The sequence below is a fragment of the Streptomyces spinosisporus genome (assembly GCF_022698145.1).
In the GTDB taxonomy this organism is placed as follows: Bacteria; Actinomycetota; Actinomycetes; order Streptomycetales; family Streptomycetaceae; genus Streptomyces; species Streptomyces spinosisporus.
This window is the reverse complement of sequence record NZ_JALDAX010000001.1, coordinates 443408-469680: the sequence shown is the minus strand read 5'-3', so window position 1 is coordinate 469680 and position 26273 is coordinate 443408. Positions and strand designations below refer to the sequence as shown.

Below are 26273 nucleotides of genomic sequence, written 5' to 3'. Positions count from 1 at the left end.
CGAATTTCAAAGAGACATTGCCTAGAATTTGGCCCGGACACGACACGTGGAGGGGAGCGGACCTGTGCGAGGGGACTTCAAGGAGCCTGCCAGATGCCGCTCCGACCTGGTCATCGGCAGGGAGGAGCTGTTCGGCGCGGCGCGTGAGCAGCTCGGCCGCGGCGGGAGTGTGCTGCTCCACGGCCCCGCCGGAATAGGAAAGTCGACCGCTCTGCGGGCATTGGCCTCCGAATACGGGACGGCCGACCGCACCGTCTTGCGCTGCTCGGCCACCGAGTCCGAATCCCATCTCCCCTTCCTGGCCCTGGCGGACCTGTTCGGCCTGGTGGCGGACGAGGTGTCCGACCGGCTGCCCGCCGCCCAGCGCACGGCCCTGGAGTCGGCCCTCACCGGCCGCGGAGAATCGACACTGCAGCGGGACGGACTGGCCCTGCGCCTGGCCGTGCTCTCGGTCCTGCGCGCGCTGGCCGCCGAGGGTCCCGTCCTCGTCGTCGCCGACGATCTGCAGTGGCTGGACTCCGCGAGCGCGGAGCTCCTCGGCTTCGCAGCCCGCCGCCTGGGCGACACCCCGGTCCAACTGCTGTGCGCGGTACGGACCGAGGGCCAGGAGTACGACCGCCATCTGAACGCATCGCCCCCGGACACCCTGGCCGTACGGCTCGGCCCGCTCTCCCGCGCCCAGGTCTCCACCCTCCTCGACCACCGCGGCTACACCGGCCTGCCCCGCTCCACGGTCCGCGACATCCACCGCACCAGCGGCGGCAATCCGCTCTTCGCCCTCGAACTGGGCCGCGCCCTGGCCGAGAACCCCACCCCGCCGCGCCCCGGCGAGCCGCTGCCGGTGCCCACCTCGCTGCGCGCCCTGGTGCTCAACCGGCTGGAGATGCTCTCCGCCGAGGCCCGCCGCACCCTGCTGGTGGCCAGCGCCGGTGCCCGCCCCACCCTGGCCCTGCTGCACGCGGCGGGCCGCGACAACGCCGAGGCCGAGACGGCCCGGGCGGCCGAACTGGGGCTGCTGGCAACGGAGCCGGAGGGCCCCGCCGTACGCTTCGCGCATCCGCTGGTCTCCGCCGCGCTGTACGCGGAGGCGCCCGCGCAGGACCGGCGTGCCGCGCACGCCGCGCTGTCCACGGCGGCCTCCGACCCGATCGAGCGCGCCCGCCATCTCGCCCTCGCGACCACCGGCACCGACCCGGAGGCCGCGGCCCGGCTCGCCGAGGCCGCCGCCCTGGCCCGGGACCGCGGGGCGCCCTCGGTCGCCGCGACGCTCGGGCTGCTCGCCGCCCGGCACACCCCGCCCGACGGCGAAGTCGACCCCGACGAGCGCCGGTTGCAGGCCGCGGAGGACGCGATCACGGCCGGCGAGGTGGACCTCGCCCGGGACATCGCCCGGGACGTGCTGACCCGGGCCACCGCGGCCGCGGACCGGGTGCGGGCCTGGATGGTGGTGATCGAGGCGGCCGGTCAGGCCCTCGGCGACGTCGACACCGTCTACCCGCAGGCCCTCGCCGACGCAGGCGACGACCCGCGGCTGCTGGCCCTGGTCCACTACCAGCTGGCCTGGCGCGGACTGGTCGTGGAGGGCGACTTCGCGGAGGGCCGGGAGGAGGCGGCGCACGCGGCGGAACTCGCCGCCCGGGCCGGCGACCGCCGTACCGAGCTGCTCGCGCTCGCCTTCCAGGCGCAGACCGAGACCCTGATGGGCCACCCGGACGCCCCCGCGACCATCAAGCGCGCGCTGAAGGAGCCGCAGGACCCGCAGGTGGCGTGCCATCACAACGGCGCGGGCGCGACCCGCTACCGCTGGCTGATCATGAGCGACCAGCTGCCCGAGGCCCGCAGCACCGTGAACGCCCTGCTGCGCGAGGTGCGCAGGCGCGGCATGGTCGAGAGCGAGGTGCACTTCGTACGGCTGCTCGCCGAGACCGAACTGCGCTCCGGACACTGCGGACGCGCCCTGGACCTCGCGCGGGAGAGCATGCGGCTGGCCCGCGACTCCGGGATCGGCGAGATACCGTCCGCCGTGCTCGACTCGCTCGCGGAGGCCTCGGGCGGCGACCCGGACCGGGCGCTCGCGCTCGCCCGGGAGGCGGTCGAGCAGGCCGAGCAGGTCGGCGACCAGATGTATGTCTCGCGGGGACTGACCGCGCTCGGGCACGCCCAGCTCGTCGCCGGGGACGCCGAGGGCGCGGTGCGCTCGCTGCGCCGGGTGCGCGATCTGGAGCACGGGCTCGGCATCACCGACCCGGCCCGCGGCCGGTGGCACGGCGATCTCGCCGAGGCCCTCGTACGCACCGGCGAGATCGACGAGGCGCAGCGACTCCTCGACGGGGCGCGCGCCCACGCGCTGCGGCTCGGGCGCGAGAGCGTGCTCGGCGTGCTCGACCGGGCCGAGGCGCTGGTACGGGCCGCGCGCGGGGAGCACGACGCGGCGCTCGCCCAGCTGACCTCGGCCCAGGACCGGTTGGCGAAGCTCGGGTACGGCCTCGAGGAGGCGCGCGCGGCGTTCGCGATGGCCTCGCTGCGGCCCGGCCGACCCGGGCCGACGTCGTACGACGAGGCGGCCCGGCTCTTCCGCCGCTGCCGGGCGCTGCCCTGGGTGCGTCAGGTGGAGGCGGCGGCCGCGGCGAGCCGGATGGAACCGATCGCCCCCACTGCCGCGTCGGAGGGGCTGGAGGGCCTGGCCGCGATGGAACGGCAGGTCGCCGCGCTCGTCATGGAGGGTGCGACCAACCGGGAGATCGCCGCGCGCCTGTTCATCAGCGTCAAGACGGTCGAGGCGACCCTGACCCGGGTCTACCGCAAGCTGGGGATCCGCTCGCGCGTGGACATCGTCCGTTTGGCGGCGGCACGGCGCGCGAAGTGACGGCGCGCCAGGTTAACTGAGGCGGACCGAGGGTTTTCCCTCACCCAGCCCGCTAGGGGGTTCCCTCATTGGGAGCCGGGGGTTCCGGGTCCTAGCGTGAAGGGCGTGCCGCTCGCCCGGGCATACGGGGGTCGGTCCCGCGACCCCCGTGCTAAACCCCCACCCGCGCGACCCCCCACCGGCAACCCCCACTGAGGAGACTCATGTCCGGGTCAACCCGTGCCAGAAAGACCGCCGCAGTCACTGCCGCGGCCGCGACGGCGGCCGTCACCGCACTGCTCTGCGCGCCGTCCGCGGCAGCCGCGCCCCAGCCCATCGTGGGCGGCACCACAACCACCACAACGGCCTACCCGTTCGTCATGCAGATCACCGACGCCTCGCAGAACCAGTTCTGCGGCGGCACCCTCGTCTCGGCCACCAAGGTGGTCACGGCCGCCCACTGCATGGCCGGCGAGAGCCCCAGCGGGGTGCGGGTCGTCGGCGGCCGCACCTATCTGAACGGCACGAACGGCACCGTCAGCAAGGTCAGCAAGATCTGGGTGAACCCGGACTACACCGACGCCACCAACGGGGACGACGTGGCGGTCCTGACGCTGTCGACGTCGATGCCGTACACGACGGCGTCGTACGTCAAGTCCTCGGACACCTCCGTCTACGCGTCCGGCACCACCGCCCGCATCCTCGGCTGGGGCACCACCTCGGAGAACGGCAGCTCCTCCAACCAGCTGCGGACCGCGACCGTGCCGATCGTGGCCGACTCCAGCTGCAAGAACTCCTACGGTTCGGACTTCGTCCAGTCCGACATGGTGTGCGCCGGATACTCCTCCGGCGGCGTGGACACCTGCCAGGGCGACAGCGGCGGTCCCCTGCTCATCGGGGGCGTCCTGGCAGGGATCACTTCCTGGGGCGAAGGGTGCGCGGAGGCGGGTTACCCGGGTGTCTACACCCGGCTGACCACCTTCTCGGATCTGGTGGCCGAGCAGATCGGCTCGTGATCCGGCAGATCTCCTGAGCACCCCTCAGGTGAGAGACAAGGGGGCGTTGCGGGCTTCCACGAGCAGCCCGCAGCGCCCCCTTTCCAATGCGCGCGGTCAGTTGCGCGCGGTCAGTTCTCGTGATCGCGGCAGGCGAGCAGCAGGGTCCGTACATGCGGGGGCGGGGCGGCGGTGGGGACGGCGAGGCCCGTCGGCAGGGCGAGGCCGGGTGGGCTGAACGGTACGAAGGCGACACGGGGGCTGTGCAGCACGCGCGCGTGGGAGGCGTGGACGACGGTCCACAGCGGCCGGACGCCGATGGCGGCGAGGGTGTCCCGCAGGGAACCGCCCGCCGGTCCCGGCAGCGGCTCGAAGCCGGCCTCGCGGCAGGCGCCGACGACCAGGTCGACCAGGGGCGGGTTGTTGCTCCGCTCGGTCAGGCTCAGGGGCAGCCGGGCCAGTTCCGCGATGCCGACCTCCTCGCGCGCGGCGAGCGGATGCCCGGCCGGGAGCGCCGCCAGCAGGGGGTCGGGCCACAGGGGCAGTACGCGTACGCCCGGCACCGGGTCGACCGCCCGGACGAACGCGGCGTCGAGCCGGCCGCCCGCGACCCGGGCCAGCCGCTCACGGGCGGGCAGTTCGAACAGCTCGACGGGCACGTCCGGCGCACGGCGCGCGAAGGCGGCGAGGACCCGGTCGAGATGCGTGCCGAGTCCCGCACCGGTGCCGATGCGCAGGCCCGGCGCCGGGGTGACGGCGGCCCGCGCCTCCTCGGCCGCGGCCAGCACCGCCCGCGCCTTGGGCAGCAGCCGCTCACCGGCCGCCGTGAGCCGCACCCGGCGCGGTGTGCGGTCGAACAGCTCGGCCCCCAACTCCCGTTCCAGACGCTGTATCTGCATGCTCACCGCCGACTGCACGATGTGCAGCCGCTCGGCCGCCCGCCCGAAGTGCAGCTCCTCGGCCACGGCCACGAAGTAACCGAGCTGCCTCAGTTCCATGGGGTCGACTGTAGGGCTTGTCGCCTTCGCAACAGTCTCTGGAGGGAACCGGTCGGGCGCTGTTTGAATGAGCGGCCGATGGGAGTGATTGGCATGGTGTCCACGGACCGTTTCCTCGCCTTCGCGGCGATGTCCCTGCTGGTGATCGTGATCCCCGGGCCCAGCGTGCTCTTCGTCATCGGCAGGGCGCTCGCCCACGGCCGCCGCACCGCGGTGGCGACCGCGGTCGGCAATGTCTTCGGCTCGTATCTGCTGGTGGTGGCGGTCGCGGTCGGCATCGGTTCGCTGGTGGAGCGCTCCGTGACGGTCTATCTGGCGGTGAAGCTGGCGGGCGCGGCCTATCTCGTGTATCTGGGCGTGCAGGCGTTCCGGCACCGCAAGGAGCTGAAGGCGTCGATGATCGGCACCCGGCAGGTGCGGCCCGCGCGCGGCGATCTGCGGACCGTCCTCGACGGGGTCCTGGTGGGGGTCACCAACCCCAAGGGGGTCGTGTTCTTCGCCGCCGTACTCCCTCAGTTCGTCGACCACTCGGCGGGCCATGTCCCGGTGCAGATGCTCCTGTTGGGGCTGGTCCCCATCACGATCGGCCTCGTCACGGACACCCTCTGGGGCCTGACCGCCTCGGCGGCCCGCGCCTGGTTCGCCCGCTCCGACCGCCGTCTGTCACTGATCGGCGGCGCGGGAGGCTTCACCATGATCGGGCTGGGGGTGACGGTGGCGGTGACGGGGCGGGCGGACTGAGAGTCGTGCGTGCCCGTTCATGACCTTCGGGTCCGACCGAGTCATGTGATCACCGTCCCGAACCGGATGTCGTACGACGACTCCGGATGCATGGCCGTCAGCATCCGCTCGCCCTCCTGTACCAGTTCCTCCCGCGCCCCCTTGCCGAGCCTGCCGAAGGGCTCGATGACCAGGGCGTCGTCGACCAGCTTCCACACCCCGGCCAGGAAGCCGTCGACGAGGAAGGTGCGGTACACCATGTTGCCCACCCAGCTGCGGCCCCGGTACTCGGCGGGCACGACCCGGGTGCGGTCGGCGTGGGAGAGGAGCAGGTTGTCGAACTCGGGCAGGAAGCGCGGCGGGGCCGGGGTGTCCGCGTCGGGGCGGGGCGCGTCCGGCAGGTCGAAGAGCTCGACGCCGTTGTCGTCACGGAAGGTGACCAGTTCGGGGCGCAGCCGCTCGAAGGCCTCGCGCAGCCGGGTCAGACCCGCCCAGGTCTGCATGTCCTTGACGGAGGCGGGACCGAAGGCGGCCAGATAGCGCAGCACGGTGGCGTCCGGGCTCGGCGCCGGTCCGGCGGAGCGGCCCAGCCAGTGCTCGGCGGTGGTCAGGGCGACCTGCCCGCTGCGGCCCCACAGTCCGCGCGGGGTGACCTGGACGAGCGGCAGCCGGCAGCGCGCGGCGACGCCGAGGGACTGCGGGTCGGCGTCCGGCCACTCGGCGAGCAGGGCCTCGCGCAGCTCCTTCATCGTGCGCGGCTCGGCCTCGACCAGCTCCCGCGCGAGCCGGGCCAGCCGGTCCAGGTCGACGCCGGCAAGTCCCTTGCGGAAGTTGGTCAGTTCGCGGTCGCGGGCCGGCTGGACGAGGGGGCGCAGGGTGAGGCAGTCGTCGGCGGTGTGGGTGTGGATGGTCGAGCGCATGGTGACGATGCGGACGACGTCCCGGTCCGCCATCAGCGTGGACAGCTGCTCGGGCCGGAAGCCGTCGAGGCGGGCGGCGAGCGCGTAGTAGGGCGGTTTGACGTTCTGCGCCTGGAGCCCGAGCAGATGCGCGACGGCGGCCTCGGCACCGAGCGGCGAGCGGCGCAGCAGCAACTGCCGTTCGAGTGTGGCGCGGTTGAGCTCGCGCGTGCCGAGCACGGGGCTCGTCGCGGACGTCGTCTTCGGCCTGCTCCGCTTCGTCATGCTCCGAAGGTAGCGGCGCTTGCGGACACCTGCTGTCCGCAACTCCCACCGGGCACCGCGGCCACGGCTCCTCCGGCCGTCATACGCCCCGTATATCCTGCCCGGGATCACGCCAGCCGCAGGCAGGACCCGGGAGGCGGCCGCACGCCGAGCCGATGCGCCCTCCCCCATGAGCGGGAGGTGCCCCGATGGCCGCCGACAACGCGAGGAAGTCCGTCTGGCGCCGCGCACTGACCCCGCCGCAGCCACCCGCGCCGACGACGCCCGCGCGGACGACCGATCCGGCGCCCGTGGAACCGACGGAGGTGGCCAGCGTCGTCCAGGCGGCGCTGTACCGCGACGGCGTGCGCGTCTCCTCCCCGGCCACCCTCGCCGACACCTTCCGCGAACTGCGCGAGGAGCCATCCGGAATGGCGTGGATCGGTCTCGCCCGCCCCACCGAGGGTGAACTCCTTTCCCTGGCCGCGGAGTTCGATCTGCACCAGCTGGCGGTCGAGGACGCCATGGAGGCGCATCAGCGCCCGAAGCTGGAGCGCTACGGCGAGACCCTGTTCGTCGTGCTGCGGGCGGCCCGCTACCTCGACGCCCCGGAGGAGGTCGACTTCGGCGAGCTGCATGTGTTCGTGGGGCCCGACTTCGTCATCACGGTGCGCCATGGAGCGGCCCCCGACCTCTCCGCGGTCCGCCACCGCATGGAGGAGTCCACGGAGCTGCTGAAACTGGGCCCGGAGGCGGTGCTGTACGCCATCCTCGACGCGGTCGTCGACGGGTACGCCCCGGTCGTCGCCGGCGTCCAGAACGACATCGACGAGATCGAGACCGAGGTTTTCCGCGGCGACCCCGAGGTCTCCCGCCGCATCTATGAACTCTCCCGCGAGATGGTCGAGTTCCAGCGCGCCACCCGCCCCCTGGTCGGCATGCTGCACGGCCTGATCGCCGGGTTCTCCAAGTACGGCACGGACGAGGAGCTGCAGCGCTATCTGCGGGACGTCGCCGACCATGTCACGCACACCAGCGAGCGCGTCGACGGCTTCCGGCAGGCCCTCACCGAGATCCTCACGGTGAACGCGACCCTGGTCACCCAGCAGCAGAACGCGGAGATGCGGGCGCTGGCGCAGGCGGGCTTCGAGCAGAACGAGGAGATCAAACGGATCTCGTCGTGGGCGGCCATTCTGTTCGCGCCGACGCTGGTGGGCACGATCTACGGCATGAACTTCCAGCACATGCCCGAGCTGAGCTGGACCTTCGGCTATCCCTTCGCCATCGGTCTGATGGGCGTGGTCTGCTTCAGCCTGTATCTGATCTTCAAACGGCGGGGCTGGCTCTGAGAACGGCGGCGGCAGGCCGGCTCCGAGCGGTCCGGTGCCGCGGCCGATCGAGGGACCTCGCGTGTGTCACCCGGGTGTCCGGGGACGGCGGGCGTCAGGGTGACCGCCATGAAAAGACCCCTGCGCCTGCTCGCGCTGACGGCCGTCCTGACCTGCCTGCTCGGAGCCGCCCCGGGCGATCCGAAGGAGGGCGAGCAGTACGTCCGGCTCAAGCACCCGGTGTCCGGCGTGGACGCCCGCCAGGTGGTGGAGGTGTTCTGGTACGACTGCCCGGACTCCTACGCCTTCGAGAAGCCGCTGGAGGACTGGGCGGCACGGCAGCACCCCGCGGTGAAGGTGGTCCGCATCCCCGCGGCCTGGCCGGACCAGCCCGACCAACTCGCCTACGCCCGCCTGTTCTACACCCTGGACCGGCTCGGTCTCGCGGAGCGTGAGGCGCTCGCGGTCTTCCGCGCCGTACGGGACCGGCACCAGAGCCTCACCACCGAGAAGAAGGTCCTGGCCTGGGCCGCCGGGCAGGGCCTCGATGTGGACGCGGTACGCGGCGCCTACCGGTCCAGGGCGGTCACGGACGCCGTGAAGGCGGCGCCCGCGCTCCGTGAGCGCTACCAGGTGGTCGAGGAGCCGACCGTGGTCGTGGGCGGCCGTTTCCGCACCTCGCCCTTCCTGGCGGGCAGCGACGCCGCGACCGTGTCGGCGCTGGATCACCTCTACCGCACGGCGCGGTCCTCGTGACCCTGCCGTAGCCGTCCCGTCTACGCACTCTGGCGCGCGCCGCTCTGGTCCAAGTGCGTGACGCGCCGGTGAACACCCCTGTGAGCAGCCCGGATTACCTACGATCGTTACGTGGTCAACTTCCTCCTCCAACGCACGGCCCTGCTCCCCCTCGACGAGGCGTGGCGCCGCCTCACCGCATGGCCCCGGCACGGCGACGTGGTCCCGCTGACCCGCGTCAGGGTGGTCACGCCCGCGCCGACGGACGTGGGCACGGTCTTCGTCGCCCGTTCCGGGCTGTGGCCGCTCGCCTTCGAGGACCCGATGGAGGTCACGGTGTGGCGACCGCCCATGGACGGCGAGGCGGGGCTGTGCCGGCTGGAGAAGCGGGGACGGGTGATCGCGGGCTGGGCCGAGATCGAGGTCCGGCCGGGGCCGGGGGGCCGCAGCCGGGTGCTCTGGCGCGAGGAGCTGGACGTCCGCTTCCTCCCCGGTTTCCTCGACGTGCTCGTCGCACCCGTCGCCCGCGCGATGTTCGGACGGGCGGCCAACCGCCTCCTCAGAACGCCCTGACACCGATCGACGCATGCCTGCTCCCGACCGGCCGGCGGGGTCGCCGCCGGCCGCGGTCGCCGTCAGTGCACGCCCATCCAGCTCTCGATCGGATTGAGGGAGAAGTAGACCAGGAAGATCACCGTCAGGCCCCACATGAAGGCGCCGATCTCCCGCGCCTTGCCCTGCGCGATCTTGATGGCGACGTAGGAGACGACTCCGGCCGCGACGCCCGCGGTGATGGAGTACGTGAACGGCATGATCACGACGGTCAGGAAGACCGGGATCGCGGTGGCGCGGTCGGCCCAGTCCACGTGCCGGGCGTTCATCATCATCATGGCGCCGATCACCACCAGGGCCGCGGCGGCGACCTCGCCGGGGACGATCGCCGTCAGCGGGGTGAAGAACAGACAGGCCGCGAAGAACAGGCCGGTGATCACCGAGGACAGGCCCGTGCGGGCGCCCTCGCCGACGCCGGTCGCGGACTCCACGAACACGGTCTGCCCGGAGGCGCCCGCGACGCCGCCGATCGCGCCGCCCGCGCCGTCGATGAACAGTGCCTTGGACAGGCCCGGCATCCGGCCCTGTTCGTCGGCCAGCTTGGCCTCGGTGCCGACGCCGATGATGGTGGCCATCGCGTCGAAGAAGCCGGCCAGTACGAGCGTGAAGACGATCATGCCGACGGTCATCGCGCCGACGCTGCCCCACCCCCCGAACTCCACCTTGCCGAAGAGCGAGAAGTCGGGCATGGAGACCGCGCTGCCGTGCAGTTCGGGGGCGCCGCTCGCCCACTGCTTCGGGTCGATGACACCGGCCGCGTTGAGGACGACGGAAGCGACGGTGCCGCCGACGATGCCGATCAGGATCGCGCCGGGGATGCCGCGCGCCTGCAGCATGAAGATGGCGAGCAGGGTGAGAGCGAAGAGCAGCACGGGCCAGCCGGCGAGTTCACCGGTCGCCCCGAGGGTGACGGGGGTCGCCTTGCCCTGGTGCACGAAGCCGGCCTTCACCAGGCCGATCAGCGCGATGAACAGCCCGATGCCCATGGTGATGGCGTGCTTGAGCGCGAGCGGGATCGCGTTCATGATCATCTCGCGCAGGCCGGTGACGACCAGCAGCATGATGACCACGCCGTACATCACGCACATGCCCATGGCCTGCGGCCAGGTCATCTGCGGGGCCACCTGCGAGGACAGCACGCCGGAGACGGACAGGCCGGCGGCGAGGGCGAGCGGCACCTTGCCGAAGAAGCCCATGAGCAGCGTGGTGAAGGCCGCTCCGAACGCCGTCGCGGTGATCAGGGCCTTCTGGCCGAGCGTGTCCCCGGCTGCGTCCTTGCCGGACAGGATCAGGGGGTTGAGCAGGAGGATGTACGCCATCGCCATGAAGGTGGTGACGCCGCCGCGCACTTCTCGCGCGACGGAGGATCCGCGCTTGGTGATGTGGAAGTAACGGTCGAGCCAGGACCGGCCGGCCGGGACGCGGGTTCCTTCTCCCGCGTCGGCGGCGGTGGTCGCCGGCTTCAGGGACTGCTGGGTCATGTGGGGCCTACTCCCAAGGTTCACAGAGGCACCCGTCAACGCCGAAGGCGCATACGGGATTTGGGATGGTGCTGCGGCCGCACGACCCGGGGGACGGCCCGAGACGAACGAACTGGCGGTCTTTCACACGGTTCCGGTGAGGTGCTCGGGCCGGACCGGGGTCCTGTTCAGTTCGAGCCCGGTCGCGTCGCGGATCGCCGCGAGCACGGCCGGGGTCGACGACAGGGTCGGTGCCTCACCGACGCCGCGCAGCCCGTACGGCGCGTGGTCGTCGGCGAGTTCGAGCACGTCGACGGGGATGGTCGGCGTGTCGAGAATCGTGGGGATCAGATAGTCCGTGAAGGACGGGTTCCTGACCTTCGCCGTCGCGGGGTCGACGACGATCTCCTCCATCACCGCCATGCCCAGGCCCTGGACGGTGCCGCCCTGGATCTGGCCGATGACGGACAGCGGGTTGAGCGCCTTGCCGACGTCCTGCGCACAGGCCAGTTCGACGACCTTGACCAGGCCGAGCGCGGTGTCGACCTCGACGACGGCGCGGTGCGCGGCGAAGGAGTACTGGACGTGGCCGTTGCCCTGGCCGGTGCGCCGGTCGAAGGGCTCGGTCGGGCGGTGGCGCCACTCCTGCTCCACCTCGACCGCCTCGCCCTCCAGGACGTCCACCAGGTCGGCGAGGACCTCGCCGCCGTCGGTGACCACCTTGCCGCCCTCCAGGCGCAGTTCGGCGGTGGCCCAGGCGGGGTGGTACGCACCGAACCTGCGGCGGCCGGTCTCCAGCACCCGCTCGCGGACGAGCTCGCAGGCGTTCCTGACGGCCCCACCGGTGACGTAGGTCTGCCGGGAGGCCGAGGTCGAACCGGCCGAGCCGACCTGGGTGTCGGCGGGGCGGATGGTCACCTGCGCGACGCCCAGCTCGGTGCGGGCGATCTGCGCGTGGACGGTGACACCGCCCTGGCCGACCTCCGCCATCGCCGTGTGCACGGTCGCGACGGGCTCGCCGCCGACGACCTCCATGCGCACCCGCGCGGTGGAGTAGTCGTCGAAGCCCTCGGAGAAGCCGACGTTCTTGATGCCGACCGCGTAGCCGACACCGCGGACGACGTCCTCGCCGTGGGTGGTGTTGGACAGGCCGCCGGGCAGCTGCCGTACGTCCGCGCCCTCGCTGGACTCCCACTGGCGCTCCGGCGGCATGGGCATCGCCTTGACGCGGCGCAGCAGTTCGGCGACCGGGGCCGGGGAGTCGACCCGCTGCCCGGTCGGCATGAGGGTGCCCTGCTCCATCGCGTTCAGCTGCCGGAACTCCACCGGGTCCATGCCGAGTTCCTTGGCCAGCTTGTCCATCTGCGCCTCGTAGGCGAAGCACGCCTGGACCGCGCCGAAGCCGCGCATGGCGCCGCAGGGCGGGTTGTTGGTGTAGAGGGCGAGGGCCTCGATGTCGACGTCGTCGATCGCGTACGGGCCCACCGACAGGGACGAGGCGTTGCCGACGACGGCCGGGGAGGCGGAGGCGTAGGCGCCGCCGTCCAGCACGATCCGGCACTTCACATGGGTCACCCTGCCGTCGCGCGTGGCCCCGTGCTCGTAGTGGAGCGTGGCCGGGTGGCGGTGGACGTGCCCGAAGAAGGACTCGAAGCGGTTGTAGACGATTTTGACGGGCCTGCCGGTGCGCAGGGCGAGGAGGCAGGCGTGGATCTGCATCGACAGGTCCTCGCGCCCGCCGAAGGCGCCGCCGACGCCGGAGAGCGTCATGCGCACCTTGTGCTCGGGAAGGCCGAGCACGGGCGCGATCTGGCGCAGGTCGGAGTGGAGCCACTGGGTGGCGATGTAGAGGTGGACGCCGCCGTCCTCCTCCGGGACCGCGAGACCGGACTCGGGGCCGAGGAAGGCCTGGTCCTGCATGCCGAAGGTGTAGTCGCCGGTGACGATGACGTCGGCTCGGCGCGCGGCCGCGGCCGCGTCGCCGCGGACGATCGGCTGGCGGTGCACGATGTTGGGGTGCGGGACGTGGCGGGCGTGGTGGTCCTCGCGGTTCTCGTGGACGAGGACGGCGCCGGGCGCGGTCGCGGAGGCCTCGTCGGTGATGACGGGCAGCTCGCGGTACTCGACCCGGATTTTGGCGGCGGCGCGGCGCGCGGTCTCGGGGTGGTCGGCGGCGACGATCGCGACCGGCTCGCCGTGGTGGCGCACCTTGCCGTGGGCGAGGACCGGGGTGTCGCGGATCTCCAGGCCGTAGTGGCGCACCGCGGTCGGCAGGTCGTCGTACGTCATGACGGCGTGGACGCCCGGTGTGGCCAGGGCCTCGCCGGTGTCGATGGAGACGATCTCGGCGTGGGCGACGGTGGAGCGCAGGATCTGGCCCCACAGCATGTCCTCGTGCCACATGTCGGACGAGTACGCGAACTCGCCCGTGACCTTCAGGGTGCCGTCCGGGCGGAGCGTGGACTCGCCGATACCGCCCTTGGTCTGCGACCCCTGGCTGATCGTGGTGGGAGCCTTGTCGGCGGGCATGGGGGTCACACCGCCTCCTGCTGCCGGGCGGCCGCGAGACGGACCGCGTCCATGATCTTCTCGTAGCCGGTGCAGCGGCACAGATTGCCCGAGAGCGCCTCGCGGATGTCCTCGTCGCTCGGGTTCGGGTTGCGCTCCAGCATCTCGTCGGCGGCGACCAGCAGACCGGGCGTGCAGAAGCCGCACTGGACGGCACCGGCGTCGATGAACGCCTGCTGGACGGGGGCGAGTTCGCCGCCCTCGGCGCGCCGCCCGGCGAGGTCCGCGAGGCCCTCGACGGTGACGACCTCACGGCCCTCCGCCTGGCCGGCCGCGACCAGGCAGGAGCACACCGGCACGCCGTCCAGGCGGACCGTGCAGGAGCCGCACTCGCCCTGCTCGCAGGCGTTCTTGGAACCGGGCAGCCCCAGGCGCTCGCGCAGGACGTAGAGCAGGCTCTCGCCCTCCCAGACGTCGTCCGCCTGCTGCGGGCGTCCGTTGACGGTGAGATTGACGCGCATCACGCGGCTCCCTCCGTGACGCGGCGGGCGCCGCGGTACGACTCCCACGTCCAGGCAAGCGTGCGGCGGGCCACGACGCCGACCGCGTGGCGGCGGTAGCCCGCCGTGCCCCGGACGTCGTCGATCGGGTTGCAGGCGCCGGAGCAGAGCTGGGCGAACTGCGCCGCGACCGACGGGGGGACGATCCTGCCGTTGTCCCAGAAGCCGCCCTCCTCGAGCGCCGCGTTCAGGAACTCCTCCGCGGCCTTCGCCCGCACGGGCGTGGGCGCGGCCGAGCCGATGCCGGTGCGGACCGTGCGGGTCGCGGGGTGCAGCGCGAGACCGAAGGCGCACACCGCGATGACCATGGCGTTGCGGGTGCCGACCTTGGAGAACTGCTGCGGCCCGTCGGCCTTCGCGATGTGCACCCACTTGATCAGTTCGTCCGCGGCGAGTGCGTTGCGCTTGACGCCGGTGAAGAACGCGTCGATCGGGATACGGCGGCTGCCGCGCACCGACTCGACCTCGACCTCGGCGCCGGCCGCCAGCAGGGCGGGGTGGGCGTCGCCGGCCGGGGAGGCGGTGCCGAGGTTGCCGCCGACGCCGCCGCGGTTGCGGATCTGCGGGGAGGCGACGGTGCGGGAGGCGAGGGCGAGGCCCGGCAGCTCGGCGCGCAGGTTCTCCATGATCTGCGTGTACGGGACGGATGCGCCCAGCCGTACGCTCTCCTCGCCGACCTCCCACTCGTACAGGTCGGCGATGCGGTTCAGGTCGAGCAGGTGCTCGGGCCGGCGGTGGTCGAAGTTGATCTCGACCATCACGTCGGTGCCGCCGGCGATCGGCACAGCGGCAGGGTGCTCCGCCTTGGCGGCGAGCGCCTCCTGCCAGCTGGCGGGGCGAAGGAAGTCCATGGCCGGCTCTCTTCTGCGTCTCGTGGTCGTACGGATCGAGCCAGATCCACTCCGGCGGTCCCGGCTCGTTCACGTGCTGTTCACGCGGAACGGAGTCAGTACACAGCGCCGTGCTCCGCCCGGGTCAGTCACGGAAACCATGAAGGAGTTGGCTGGCCAGGCCGGGCATCTTGTAGATTCGTATGAACGGAGGTCATCAGCAACCTCTTCGTTCTCCTGTAAAAACGCAGGAAACAGCCAGGCGATCGAGGGATGCGCCGCGCGCGGCGGTCGCCGGGCTCCTTCCACCGCTCCTCCTCCCCATCATCGTAGATTTCGAGACAAAGAACGGCGGCGACGAGAATGCGGCTGCGCGCACTGCTGGACACCGACGCGCTGGGCCTGCGGCTGCTCGGCGGCGAGGACGAGCTCGACCGCACCGTACGCGGGGTGATGACCACCGACCTGCGGGACCCCAGCCGCTATCTCTCGGGCGGCGAGCTGGTCCTGACGGGGCTGGCCTGGCGCCGGGACGCCGACGACTCCGAGCCCTTCGTACGGATCCTGGCGCAGGCCGGGGTGGCGGCCCTGGCCGCCGGTGAGGCGGAGCTGCGGGACATCCCCGACGACCTCGTCGCGGCCTGCGCCCGGCACCGGCTGCCGCTGTTCGCGGTGGACGAGTCGGTGGCGTTCGCGACGATCACCGAGCATGTGGTGCGGCAGGTGTCCGGCGAGCGCGCCGGGGACCTCGCGGCCGTCGTCGACCGGCACCGGCGGATGATGACCTCGGGCCCCGCGGGCGGCGGCCCCGACGTGGTCCTCGACCTGCTCGGCTCCGACCTGGACCTGCAGGCGTGGGTGCTCTCGCCCACCGGCCGGCTCATCGCGGGCCCGAAGGCCGCCGGGCCGGGGCTGCCCGCCGACCGCTGCGCCAAGCTGGCCGCGGAACACCTGGCCGCCGCCCGCACGGGACGGCGCGGACCGCACCGGGTGACGCTCGGCCCGACCACGTACAGCCTCTTCCCCATCCGCGCCGGCGGGCGCTCCGCGCAGGCCTCGCGGGACGTGCGCGAGACGGTGCTGTCGGACTGGCTGCTGGCCGTCGAGGCGGACGCCGGGGACTGGCCCGCGGAGCGGCTGGACCTGCTGCAGGGCGTCACCCAGCTGATCTCGGTCGAGCGGGACCGCAGGGACGCGGCGCGCACGGTGCGCAGACGGCTGGCGCAGGAGGTCCTGGAACTGGTGCAGACGGGCGCGGCGCCCGCCGAGATCGCCGCCCGGCTGCGGGTGGCGGCGCCGGTGCTGCTGCCCGGCCTCGGGGCCGCGCCGCACTGGCAGGTGATCGTGGCCCGCGTGGACTGGGCGGACGCGGACATCGAGGCCGGGCCGGTCGCGCAGGCGCTGCTGGAGGAGATCCTCGTCGACCCGCTGGCGACGGGGCCCGAGCCCTCCGACCGTATCGCCGTGGCCCACACCGGCGACGAGGCCGTCGCACTCGTACCGCTGCCGGCCGTCTCGGCCGAGCACGACGGCTCCGAGACCGGCATCCTCGCCGACGTGCTGCTGGAGACCGTGCGGGACCCGCTGTCGGCGGGCCTGGACGACGACGGGCACGTGACGCTCGGCGTCAGCGCGGCCGTGCACTCGGCGGAGGGGCTGCGCGGGGCGCTGGAGGAGGCGCGGCACGCACGGCGGGTCGCCGCTGCGCGGCCCGGACGGGTGTGCGCGGCCGGGCATCAGGAGCTGGCCTCGCACGTGCTGCTGCTGCCGTTCGTGCCGGACGACGTCCGCCGCGCCTTCACCGCCCGGCTGCTCGATCCGCTGCGCGACTACGACCGCCGCCACCGCGCCGAGCTGATCCCCACGCTGGAGGCCTTCCTCGACTGCGACGGCTCCTGGACGCGCTGCGCGACCCGGCTCCACCTGCACGTCAACACGCTGCGCTACCGCGTCGGGCGGATCGAGCAGTTGACGAGTCGTGATCTCTCGCGCCTGGAGGACAAGCTCGATTTCTTCCTGGCACTGCGGATGAGCTGAGGTCATCCGGCGTGGGACGGGGGTGGCACCAAGTGCCGTCACCGTCCCACGACTTTGTGAAATCCTTCACCCACCCCCTTGGCCGGGCCCCGGAATTCGTGCTGAGATGCCGCCACCACTCATAGCTCGATGGCGTGCTCGGGGAGGGCAACGTGGCGCATACCGCCATGTCTGGTAACGGAACGACCGCTGGTGACGATCCCCTCCAGACCGCGGTATGGCGGCTGCGCTCACGCGCCTGCTGGGCCGACGCGGCCGCGCTGCTCCAACCCGGTACCGCGGATGCCTCGTTGCAGCGTGCCGCGCTGCTGGTCGAACGGTGTCTGTACACCGAGCAGGGCTGGGAGGAGGCCGAGGACGCGCTGCGCACGGCCGAGGCGCTGGCCCACACCGACGACGAGCGGGGCGCGGCCGCTTGTGAAAGAGGGCACCTTGCGTACGCGGCCACCCTGCACGGAGTGCGCGACCGGGCCGACGAGGCACGCTCCGCGCTGGGCCGGGCGGCGGCGCTGATCGCTCCGGGTGCGGCGGGGCGCGCGGTGCTGGACTTCCGGCGGGGTCTGCTCGCGGAGAACCTCACGGGGTCGCCGCAGGCCGCGCGGGCGGCGTACCGGCGGGCGCACGCGGCCGCCACGGCGCACTCCGACCCGCTGCTGCTGTCGTTCACCTGGCGCCATCTCGCCGGACTCGCCCTGCGGGAGGGGGAGCTGGCCGAGGCACGGCACGGCTTCGCCGAATCCCTGCGCATCCGCGAGGAGTTGGGCTACCTCGTCGGCACGGCCCCGGCCCTGGTGTCCCTGGCCGACACGGAAACGGAACCGGAGGCCTCCCGCCTCCGCGAGGAGGCCCGCCGCCTGTTCCGCCTCCTCGGCGGCGTACCAACCTGGCTCTCCCGCCAACTGGCTCCGCCGGCTACGGGGGCGGCTACGGCCTGACCGGCCCGGGGACCGGCTCCGCCGGCTGCGGGGCGGCTACAACCTGAGCTGGCCCGCGGGCCGCCGCCCGCCCTGACGGCCGCGAGTCTTCCCCCGCGGCCGAGAGACCCGCCGCAGTCGCCGGACCTGGCCGCTTCGGCAGTCGGCACCTCCGACACCGAGGCCGGCTACGGCCTGACCGGCCCGGGGAACGGCTCCGCCGGCTGCGGGGAGGCCACGGGCTGACCTGGCCCGGGGACCGGCTCCGCCGGCTGTGGGGCGGCTACAACCTGAGCTGCCTCAGGTCCGGTCGCGGGACTGCAGCCTCAGTCGCTCACAGTGCCCCGGTGAAGTGCTCCCCCACCAGGCCCCGTACCACGTCGAGATCGTGGGCGATCAGCGCGTCCAGGAGGGAGGTGTGTTCGGCGGCGTCCGCGACGAGGTCGGCGCGGCCGCGGGTGGCGGGGGCGCCGACCAGGGGCCACTGGGCGCGGCGGTGGAGGTCGTCGGCGATCTGGACGAGCTGTTCGTTGCCGCAGAAGGACAGCAGGGCGCGGTGGAAGGTGCGGTCGGACTCGGCGTAGGTGGCACGGCAGCCGGAGGATGCGGCGCGGACCGTCGCGTCGGCCAGCGGCCGTAGCTCCACCCAGCGTTCGGCCGGGACCGTACGGGCCAGGCGCAGCACCACCGGAACCTCGATCAGCGCCCGGACCTCGGCCAGTTCGGCCAGTTCACGGGTGCCGCGCTCGATCACCCGGAAGCCCCGGTTGGGCACCACCTCGACCGCCCCTTCGAGCGCGAGCTGCTGCATCGCCTCCCGGACGGGCGTCGCGGAGACCCCGAACCGCTCACCGAGGACCGGCGCCGAGTACACCTCCCCCGGCGTCAGCTCGCCCGCGACCAGCGCGGTACGCAGCGCGTCGAGGATCTGACCGCGCACGGAGGCCCGCTGCACCGGACGGGGGCGGGGGTAGGGCTGCTCGCTGTGGGTGTGCTCGCCGCGCGTGGCGGCGACGTCCCTCCCGCGTCCGGCCCCCTGCCCGTCGGCCCGTTCCCGGTCCGTCCCCGCGGCCCGGTCGCGCCGGTCGCGGTCGACGTCCGCCGCCGCGGGCTGCTGCGGCACCCGGGGCGCGGCGGCCGTCCAGCTCTCCGGAATCCCCGTCACCGCCGAGCCCGGCGTGCTCCGCCTCACGGGTCCTCCTCCGGACGTGTCGGTACTTGGGGTCATTACGACGGGTTGTTACTCGTCCGTCAAGCACCATAAGCGCACGAGCCGTCAGTTCAAACCTCCACGATCTTGGGTAAGGTAAGGCTTGCCTACAAACGACCTCGATCGGCGGTCCCGCATGCCCGTGCACACACCCGTGCCCCGCTCGGCGCACACGGACGCGTACACCCGGCTGACCGAGGCTTTTCCGGGCCTGGAGATCACGGAACTCGGCGCACGGGAGCCCGCGCCGCGAACCGGCGGCTGGATCCCCGCCGCCTCGCTCGCGGAGGGCGGGACGGGCCTCGACACCTTCCTGGAATGGGACGACGCACAGATACTGCGCGACTACGGAACGCGCGCGCGACCGGACGTCGTGGCGAGCTTCGGGCTGCACCGGTACGCCTGGCCCGCCTGTCTCCTGATCACCATGCCGTGGTTCCTGCAGCGCCGGGTGCCGCGCCTGCCGGTGGCCCGGGTGTCCTACGACCGCACCGCACCCGGCCTCTCCATCGGCCGCATGGCCGTACGGCCGGCCGGCTTCTCCTGCCTCCCCGGCGACCCGGCCGCCGCACTGCCCGGCGCCCACGTCGTCGCCGACGAGGAGGCGCTGCGGGCACAGGTGCGCACCGCCGTGGCCGAGCACCTCGAACCCGTCCTCGCCGCGTTCGGACCGCGGATGCGCAGGCGCGGGCGCGCCCTGTGGGGCATGGCGACCGACGAGATCGTCGAGGGCCTGTGGTACGTCGCCCATCTGCTGGGCGAGGAGCGGCGGGCGATGCGCGAGCTGGAGGCACTGCTGCCGGGCGCCACCAAGCCCTACGCCGGGTCCGCCGCCTTCCGGGTGCTGACCGGACCGAACGGCGAGACTCCCCCGGCGCCCGAGAAGGCCTGGGGGGACCCTCAGATCACCCGGGACCGGACGAGCTGCTGCATGTTCTACACGGTGCGCCCCGAGGACATCTGCGCCACCTGCCCGCGCACCTGCGGCACGAACCGGTCCACCAAACCACTGGCCGCCGCCGCGAGTTGAGGCCCCCTCAGGCGGGCCCGGCGCCTGCCGTCCCGTAAGATCACCGGTGGACGGGACGCCCTCACGGTGACGGGTAATTCACAACTTCCTCACTTGCCGCAGGAACTTTCCGTGGAACCACCCGGACGGGTAGTCTTATTCGAACTCAACTCCCGCCCCTCAAGCGGCAGTTCGAGCAGAACGCCGCCATGGGCATCCCCTTGCACTTCCTTGGCGGCCTCTTGCCCCGAAACCCCCTGAGGGCCGGTGGGATTGGGCCACTATGGCGGGCGTTACGCCCTATCCCAATGCAAGGGACCCCAGATGAGACTGACCGACATATCGCTGAACTGGCTGCTTCCGGGCGCCGTTTTGCTCCTGGGCATGCTGGCGGCGGTGGCGGTGCTCGCGCGCAGCAAACGGTCGGGGGAGCACGCGAAGACGGACGACTCGTGGGAGCGCAGCGAGGAGCGCCGCAGGCGCAAGGAAGCCATCTACGGCACCGCCTCCTATGTCCTGCTGTTCTGCTGTGCGGCGGTCGCCGCGGCACTCTCCTTCCACGGCCTGGTCGGCTTCGGCCAGCAGAACCTCGGCCTCTCCAACGGCTGGGAGTACCTGGTGCCGTTCGGCCTGGACGGCGCGGCCATGTTCTGCTCCGTGCTCGCGGTGCGCGAGGCCAGCCACGGTGACGCCGCGCTCGGCTCCCGGATACTGGTGTGGACGTTCGCGGGCGCCGCGGCCTGGTTCAACTGGGTGCACGCGCCCAGGGGCATCGATCACGCGGGCGCCCCGCAGTTCTTCGCCGGCATGTCGCTCTCGGCGGCCGTGCTGTTCGACCGCGCGCTGAAGCAGACGCGCCGCGCCGCACTGCGCGAGCAGGGCCTGGTCCCGCGTCCGCTGCCGCAGATCCGTATCGTCCGCTGGCTGCGGGCCCCCCGCGAGACCTACAAGGCCTGGTCGCTGATGCTCCTGGAGGGCGTGCGCAGCCTGGACGAGGCGGTCGACGAGGTGCGCGAGGACCAGCGCCAGAAGGAGGCCAACCGGCTGCGCCGGCGCGAGCACGACCGTCTGGAGCGCGCCCAGCTGAAGGCGATCAGCCGGGGCCACCGCGGGTTCATCGGCCGCGGCGGCGGCCGCCAGGCCGAACCCCAGGCGCTGGAGCGCGCCTCCGCCTCGGTCACCGCGGAGCCTGCCATAGCGAACGCGGAACCGCTGCCCGTGCGCTCTCGCCCGTCCCTGCAGCCCGTCCGCAAAGGAGCCGCTGAGCCGGTGACCGTCGACCTCACCGCGGAGGACGACACCCAGGCGCTGCCGCGCCTCGACTCCCTGGAGCGCAAGCTCAAGGACCTGGAGCAGCAGTTCGGCTAGGAACGGCCGTCATGGGAAGGGGCGTGACCTGCGGGTCACGCCCCTTCCCGTTGCCCGGGGTGTCAGGTGCCCCGGGCAACGGGTCGCGCAGGCCGCCGCGGTCAGGCCGCCCCGGCGTCCAGTTCGAACCACACCACCTTCCCCACCCCGTGCGCCCGGACCCCCCATGCGTCGGCGAGGGACTGCACCAGGACCAGGCCTCTGCCGTGCGTGCCGTCGTCGGAGTTCGAGATCCGCAGTCTGGGTCTGCGGGCCACGAAGTCCCGCACCTCCACCCTGAGTCCACGGGGTGAGACCGTGGCCGTCAGGATCGCGTCGGTGTCGGTGTGGATGAGTGCGTTGGTGACAAGTTCGCTGGTGAGCAGCTCCGCCACGTCCGAGCGGCCGGGTTTGCCCCACTGCCGCAGCAGGTCGCGCAGCGCCCTGCGCGCCTCCGGTACCGCCTTGAGGTCCGCCCGCTGAAGTCTCTGCCGCAACTGGGACGACTGCACCTGCCCCGTGCCGTCGGCCGCTTCCTGCGCCGTCTTCGCCGAGAAGGCCCCGATCGCCATGGGACCGCCCCCTCGCGCCTGCCTCTTCATGACCCCCGCCCGCGTGTCGATGTCGGTCCCCTCCGTGTCGAACACGTTCACGAGGATGCTTGCCCCTCTGAACACGCCCCAGTCATGTCGAATGGTGAACGACCAGGGGTCGAGACACGGATGCGCCGATTCCGGCCGGGTAGGTGACACCGTGGGCACGACCGTCCGAGCGCCGAGGGAGCCGCCGTGCACGACGACCGGATTCTGGTGGAGCAGCGCCTGGAGCGCGCCATGGGGCAGTTCGTACGGCCCGCCCAGTACGCGGAGCGTGTGCCCCTGGTCCTGTCCGCCTGGCATGTGCCCGGCGAGCCCGTCCCCGTGGACCAGGCGCTGCAGGCCGCGTACGAGCCGTTCACGGCGGGTTCGGCCTGGGGAAAGCCCTGGTCGACGAGTTGGTTCCGGTTGACCGGCCGGGTGCCCGAGGAATGGGCCGGGCGACGCGTGGAGGTGGTGATCGACCCCGGGTTCACCGGCGACGGACCCGGATTCCAGGCGGAGGGACTGCTCTACGACGCCTCGGGCGTGCCGCTCAAGGGAATTCACCCGCGCAACCGGCATCTGACCGTGGGCTCTCCGGCAAGCGGAGGCGAACCGGTGCATCTGCTCCTGGAGGCGGCCGCCAATCCGGCCGTATTGCACGGCTTCGCGCCTACACCACTGGGCGATGTGCTGACCGCCGGGGACCGGACCATCTACCGATTCCGCTCTGCCGACCTCGCCGTACTCGACGAGGAGGTGTGGCGGTTGGTGCTGGATGTCGAGGTGCTGTCCGAGCTGATGCACGAACTGCCCATGGACCGGCCACGCCGGCACGAGATCCTGCGCGCTCTGGAGGACCTGCTGGACGCCCTCGACCTGCACGATGTCTCCGGTACGGCGGCCCGGGCGCGGGCCGCGCTGACGGACGTCCTGTCCCGCCCGGCCGCGGCCAGCGCGCACCGGATCTCGGCGACCGGCCATGCGCACATCGACTCGGCCTGGCTGTGGCCGCTGCGCGAGACGGTCCGCAAGGCCTCGCGCACCTTCGCCAATGTCACGGCGCTCGCCGCGGACTACCCGGAGCTGGTGTTCGCCTGCTCGCAGGCCCAGCAGTACGCGTGGGTGAAGGAGCACCAGCCGCACATCTGGAACCGGATCAAGAAGGCCGTGCGGGACGGCAATTGGGCCCCGGTCGGTTCGATGTGGGTGGAGTCGGACGCCAATATGCCCGGCGGGGAGGCGCTGGCACGGCAGATCGTGCACGGGAAGCGGTTCTTCGCCGAAGAACTCGGCGTGGAGACCGAGGAGATCTGGCTGCCGGACTCCTTCGGCTACACCGCCGCCTTCCCGCAGCTCGCGAAACTGGCCGGAATCCGCTGGTTCCTCACGCAGAAACTCAGCTGGAACCAGTCCAACCGGATGCCGCACCACACCTTCTGGTGGGAGGGCATCGACGGCAGCCGCGTCTTCACCCACTTCCCGCCCGTCGACACCTACAACTCGCAGCTGCACGGCCGTGAACTCGCCCACGCGGAGCGCAACTTCGCCGACAAGGGCCGCGCCACCCGCTCCCTGGTCCCCTTCGGCTGGGGCGACGGGGGCGGCGGTCCGACCCGCGAGATGCTGGAGAAGGCCCGGCGCCTGCGCTCCCTGGAGGGCTCACCGCGCGTCGAGGTGGAGCAGCCGTCCGCCTTCTTCGCCGCCGCCGAGCAGGAGTACGGGCCACAGGCACCGGTGTGGTCGGGCGAGCTGTACCTGGAACTGCACCGGGCCACCTACACCACCCAGGCCAAGACCAAGCAGGGCAACCGGCGCTCCGAACACGCCCTGCGCGAGGCCGAGTTGTGGTGCACGACGGCGGCCGTACGCAATCCGTCGTACGCCTACCCGCACGACGCGCTCGACCGGCTGTGGAAGACGGTGCTGCTGCACCAGTTCCACGACATCCTGCCCGGGTCGTCGATCGCCTGGGTGCACCGGGAGGCGCGGGAGACGTATGCCCGGGTGCTGGCCGAGGTGGAGGACCTCACGGCGGCGGCGGTGGCGGCGCTGGAGACGGGCGGGACGGCAGTGTTGAACGCCTCGCCGTATCCGCGCACGGAGGTGGTCGGTGACACGCTGGTGAACGTGCCCGGGCTCGGCGGCGCGGCGGTCGCGGACACGGCGGAATCCGCGGACGAGAACGTACGGGCGTCGCGCGACGGCGGCGCGTACGTGCTGGAGAACTCCCGGCTGAGGGTCACCGTCGACGCGCGCGGGCTGCTCTCCTCGGTGCGCGACCTGGCCGCGGACCGCGAGGTCCTGTGCGGCCCGGGCAATCTGCTCCAGCTGCACCCCGACCACCCCAACGCCTACGACGCCTGGGACATCGACCGGCACTACCGGCGCCGGCACACGGACCTCACGGACGTGGAGTCGCTGGAGCTGGTGGCGGACGGGCCGCTCGGGGCGGCGGTGCGGGTGACCCGGACGTTCGGGAAGTCCCGGATCACGCAGGAGATCCGGCTCGCGGCCGCGAGCGGGCGCGTCGACGTCGTGACGGACGTCGACTGGCAGGAGTCCGAAAAGGTGCTGAAAGCCGCCTTCCCGCTCGACGTGCACGCCGAACGCTCCACGGCGGAGATCCAGTTCGGGCATGTCCACCGCCCCACGCACGCCAACACCTCCTGGGACGCGGCCCGTTTCGAGATCTGCGCGCACCGCTGGCTGCGGGTGGCGGAGGAGGGCTACGGCGTGGCGGTCCTCAACGACTCGACGTACGGCCACGACGTGACCCGTACACCGCACGGGGCCGGACTCGGCACCACCGTACGGCTGACCCTGCTGCGCGCCCCGCACAGCCCCGACCCGGAGACCGACCTCGGCACCCACCGCTTCACCTACGCCCTGCTGCCCGGCGCGGACGTCGGGCACGCCGTCGCCGAGGGCCTGGCGCTGAACCTGCCGCTGCGGACGGCGGGGACGGGAGCCGTGGAGCCGCTGGTCCGCGTCGACCACCCCGCCGTCACGGTCGAGTCGGTCAAGCTCGCCGAGGACCGCAGCGGTGATGTCGTGGTACGTCTCTACGAGTCCCGGGGCGGGCGGGCGCGGGCCACGCTGACGCCCGGGTTCCCGGTAGTCCGGGCCGAGGTGACGGATCTCCTCGAACGGCCGCAGCACGTCAGCGACTTGAGCTTCGAGCTGCGGCCGTTCCAGATCCTGACGCTGCGGCTGCGACCGCAGTGACTACCGGGCCGCGGTGCCCTGCTCGCCGATGTGGTCGATCCGGCGGCTGTCGCGGGCCATGTCGACCACCAGCTTGGTCGTGGTGTCCTTGCTCCAGGTGAGGGTGACGACGGCCTCCGTGCGGTTCGCGGTGCTGCCGTGGTCGGTGACCTTCCAGGCCAGCGGCACGTTCTGGGCGCGCAGGACGCCGTCGGCGTGCTCGGTGTCCTCCCAGGCGGCCAGTTCCTGCTGGAAGTCCGCGGTCAGGTAGTGGCCGCGCAGCGCGGTGCCGAGGTTGCCGCTGTCCTCGTCGGTCACCGCGTCGATGTAGGCGCCGTAGAAGTCGGCGATCCGGGTGATGTCGTCGGACGGCTTGCCGCTGACGCTGCGCGGGGTGCCGGCGGATGCGGTGGCGGTGGCGCCGAGGCCGAGGGCGACGGCGAGGAGGCCGGCGGTCAGGGCGGTGCGGGTCTTGTTGGACATGTGGGTTCCCCGTTTTCTACGTGTTCTGTGGTCGACGAGATGGTTCGCCGGGCCGCCCTCCCGACCCCCGTGGCGGGAGGGCGGCCCTGGTGGAGCGGTCAGTGGAGCTTGTTCACGGCCGTGACGGTCGTCTTCTTGAAGGCCTTCACCGGGGCGCCCTCGAAGCCGCCCATCTGGCCCCAGTTGACGACCGTGACGGTCCTGCCGTCCCGGCCGGCCGCCAGCAGCCGGACGTCGGTGGCTCCCCAGGACGTCTCGGTGTGCAGGCCGTAGACATGGGCGCCCTCCTCGACGGAGACCTTTCCGTAGTCCTTCACGGTGGCCTCGGTCTCCGGGTCGGCTCCCTCGATCCGCTCCGGGCAGGACGTGATGTCCCGGTCCAGGGCCGACATCAGGTACGTGGCGGAGCGGACGTCGGGCAGGACGACGGTGATCTGCCGGGCGGTCGTGTCGAGGTCGGTGCGGAAGTCGCGGTGCCAGGCCCACTCGTGTCCCGGCAGTGCACGGAGGCAGGTGTCCCACTCCGTGTCCTCCGGTACGCCGACGGCGACTTTGTCGGCCGTCCACGACGAGGAGGGGTGCGGCGGCAGGTCCCCGGCCGCGAGGAAGCCGGGCGTCGTGGTGGCGGCGTTCGCCGGTGCGGCGAGCGCGGTGCCGAGGGCTACTCCCGCGGCGGCGATGGTGAGGAGCGCGCCTGCTCGGGTGCGCTTGGGCATGAAAGTCCCCCCGTGTAC

General features: G+C 72.4%; 21 protein-coding genes. 11 read left to right on the top strand and 10 right to left on the bottom strand.

Going from position 1 to position 26273, the window contains the following annotated elements; all coding sequences use genetic code 11:
* Window positions 1-64: 64 nt before the first annotated feature.
* Together MQN93_RS01985 and MQN93_RS01980 are read left to right on the top strand one after the other, a co-directional pair.
* Window positions 65-2866 carry a helix-turn-helix transcriptional regulator gene (locus MQN93_RS01985; RefSeq protein WP_016431851.1) on the top strand — a complete coding sequence of 934 codons (2802 nt, stop codon included), beginning with the start codon at window positions 65-67 and terminating at the stop codon, window positions 2864-2866.
* A 203-nt stretch (window positions 2867-3069) separates the two neighbouring features.
* Window positions 3070-3861 carry a S1 family peptidase gene (locus MQN93_RS01980; protein WP_016431852.1) on the top strand — a complete coding sequence of 264 codons (792 nt, stop codon included), beginning with the start codon at window positions 3070-3072 and terminating at the stop codon, window positions 3859-3861.
* Between the two features lie 110 nt (window positions 3862-3971).
* Here the strand turns inward: MQN93_RS01980 and MQN93_RS01975 are convergent, their stop codons facing one another.
* The gene (locus tag MQN93_RS01975) at window positions 3972-4838 is read right to left on the bottom strand and encodes a LysR family transcriptional regulator (protein WP_242708021.1); all 867 of its coding nucleotides are present in this window, start codon (window positions 4836-4838) and stop codon (window positions 3972-3974) included.
* 93 nt (window positions 4839-4931) lie between these two features.
* On the opposite strand from MQN93_RS01975, the gene MQN93_RS01970 reads away from it, so the two are divergent.
* Entirely contained in the window at window positions 4932-5579 is a 648-nt protein-coding gene (locus MQN93_RS01970) for a LysE family translocator (RefSeq protein ID WP_242708502.1), read from the top strand.
* Between the two features lie 41 nt (window positions 5580-5620).
* Here the strand turns inward: MQN93_RS01970 and MQN93_RS01965 are convergent, their stop codons facing one another.
* The gene (locus MQN93_RS01965; RefSeq protein ID WP_242708020.1) at window positions 5621-6742 is read right to left on the bottom strand and encodes a winged helix DNA-binding domain-containing protein; all 1122 of its coding nucleotides are present in this window, start codon (window positions 6740-6742) and stop codon (window positions 5621-5623) included.
* Window positions 6743-6930: 188 nt separating this feature from the next.
* Between MQN93_RS01965 and MQN93_RS01960 the strand changes: the two genes are divergently transcribed.
* The 3 genes from MQN93_RS01960 to MQN93_RS01950 all read left to right on the top strand — a co-directional run bounded on the left by MQN93_RS01960 (window position 6931) and on the right by MQN93_RS01950 (window position 9357).
* Window positions 6931-8070 (top strand): magnesium and cobalt transport protein CorA, encoded by a 1140-nt coding sequence (locus MQN93_RS01960; RefSeq protein WP_242708019.1) that lies wholly within the window; start codon window positions 6931-6933, stop codon window positions 8068-8070.
* Window positions 8071-8178: 108 nt separating this feature from the next.
* On the top strand, window positions 8179-8805 hold the full coding sequence (locus MQN93_RS01955; RefSeq protein WP_242708018.1) for a thiol:disulfide interchange protein DsbA/DsbL: 627 nt from the start codon (window positions 8179-8181) through the stop codon (window positions 8803-8805).
* Window positions 8806-8916: 111 nt separating this feature from the next.
* Window positions 8917-9357, top strand: a complete 441-nt coding sequence (locus MQN93_RS01950; RefSeq protein WP_242708017.1) for an SRPBCC family protein — start codon at window positions 8917-8919, stop codon at window positions 9355-9357.
* 62 nt (window positions 9358-9419) lie between these two features.
* Here MQN93_RS01950 and MQN93_RS01945 read toward each other — a convergent pair whose 3' ends face one another.
* The 4 genes from MQN93_RS01945 to MQN93_RS01930 form a co-directional block, all read right to left on the bottom strand.
* Entirely contained in the window at window positions 9420-10877 is a 1458-nt protein-coding gene (locus MQN93_RS01945; RefSeq protein ID WP_016431859.1) for an NCS2 family permease, read from the bottom strand.
* A gap of 123 nt (window positions 10878-11000) precedes the next feature.
* The gene (locus MQN93_RS01940) at window positions 11001-13385 is read right to left on the bottom strand and encodes a xanthine dehydrogenase family protein molybdopterin-binding subunit (RefSeq protein WP_242708501.1); all 2385 of its coding nucleotides are present in this window, start codon (window positions 13383-13385) and stop codon (window positions 11001-11003) included.
* A 5-nt stretch (window positions 13386-13390) separates the two neighbouring features.
* Window positions 13391-13885, bottom strand: coding sequence for a (2Fe-2S)-binding protein (locus MQN93_RS01935; RefSeq protein ID WP_016431861.1), 495 nt, complete (start codon window positions 13883-13885; stop codon window positions 13391-13393).
* The gene (locus MQN93_RS01930; protein WP_242708016.1) at window positions 13885-14775 is read right to left on the bottom strand and encodes an FAD binding domain-containing protein; all 891 of its coding nucleotides are present in this window, start codon (window positions 14773-14775) and stop codon (window positions 13885-13887) included. Before MQN93_RS01930 ends, MQN93_RS01935 begins: the two co-directional genes overlap by 1 nt.
* A 342-nt stretch (window positions 14776-15117) precedes the next feature.
* Here MQN93_RS01930 and MQN93_RS01925 point away from each other — a divergent pair, with 342 nt between their 5' ends.
* A complete protein-coding gene (locus MQN93_RS01925; protein WP_242708015.1) occupies window positions 15118-16791 on the top strand; it encodes a PucR family transcriptional regulator in 1674 nt (557 codons plus the stop codon).
* A gap of 152 nt (window positions 16792-16943) precedes the next feature.
* Window positions 16944-17726 (top strand): hypothetical protein, encoded by a 783-nt coding sequence (locus MQN93_RS01920; protein ID WP_016431864.1) that lies wholly within the window; start codon window positions 16944-16946, stop codon window positions 17724-17726.
* A gap of 313 nt (window positions 17727-18039) precedes the next feature.
* Here MQN93_RS01920 and MQN93_RS01915 read toward each other — a convergent pair whose 3' ends face one another.
* Window positions 18040-18897, bottom strand: a complete 858-nt coding sequence (locus MQN93_RS01915) for a GntR family transcriptional regulator (protein WP_242708014.1) — start codon at window positions 18895-18897, stop codon at window positions 18040-18042.
* A gap of 154 nt (window positions 18898-19051) precedes the next feature.
* Here MQN93_RS01915 and MQN93_RS01910 point away from each other — a divergent pair, with 154 nt between their 5' ends.
* Window positions 19052-19945: a (2Fe-2S)-binding protein gene (locus tag MQN93_RS01910; RefSeq protein ID WP_242708013.1), complete on the top strand. Its 894-nt coding sequence runs from the start codon at window positions 19052-19054 to the stop codon at window positions 19943-19945.
* A 303-nt stretch (window positions 19946-20248) separates the two neighbouring features.
* Window positions 20249-21292, top strand: a complete 1044-nt coding sequence (locus tag MQN93_RS01905) for a DUF2637 domain-containing protein (RefSeq protein WP_016431867.1) — start codon at window positions 20249-20251, stop codon at window positions 21290-21292.
* 101 nt (window positions 21293-21393) lie between these two features.
* Here the strand turns inward: MQN93_RS01905 and MQN93_RS01900 are convergent, their stop codons facing one another.
* The gene (locus MQN93_RS01900) at window positions 21394-21843 is read right to left on the bottom strand and encodes an ATP-binding protein (protein WP_242708012.1); all 450 of its coding nucleotides are present in this window, start codon (window positions 21841-21843) and stop codon (window positions 21394-21396) included.
* A gap of 216 nt (window positions 21844-22059) precedes the next feature.
* Between MQN93_RS01900 and MQN93_RS01895 the strand changes: the two genes are divergently transcribed.
* A complete protein-coding gene (locus tag MQN93_RS01895) occupies window positions 22060-25077 on the top strand; it encodes an alpha-mannosidase (RefSeq protein WP_242708011.1) in 3018 nt (1005 codons plus the stop codon).
* On the opposite strand, the gene MQN93_RS01890 is transcribed toward MQN93_RS01895, so the two are convergent.
* Together MQN93_RS01890 and MQN93_RS01885 are read right to left on the bottom strand one after the other, a co-directional pair.
* Window positions 25078-25539 carry a hypothetical protein gene (locus MQN93_RS01890; RefSeq protein WP_242708010.1) on the bottom strand — a complete coding sequence of 154 codons (462 nt, stop codon included), beginning with the start codon at window positions 25537-25539 and terminating at the stop codon, window positions 25078-25080.
* 98 nt (window positions 25540-25637) lie between these two features.
* The gene (locus MQN93_RS01885) at window positions 25638-26255 is read right to left on the bottom strand and encodes a hypothetical protein (RefSeq protein WP_242708009.1); all 618 of its coding nucleotides are present in this window, start codon (window positions 26253-26255) and stop codon (window positions 25638-25640) included.
* Window positions 26256-26273 lie beyond the last annotated feature (18 nt).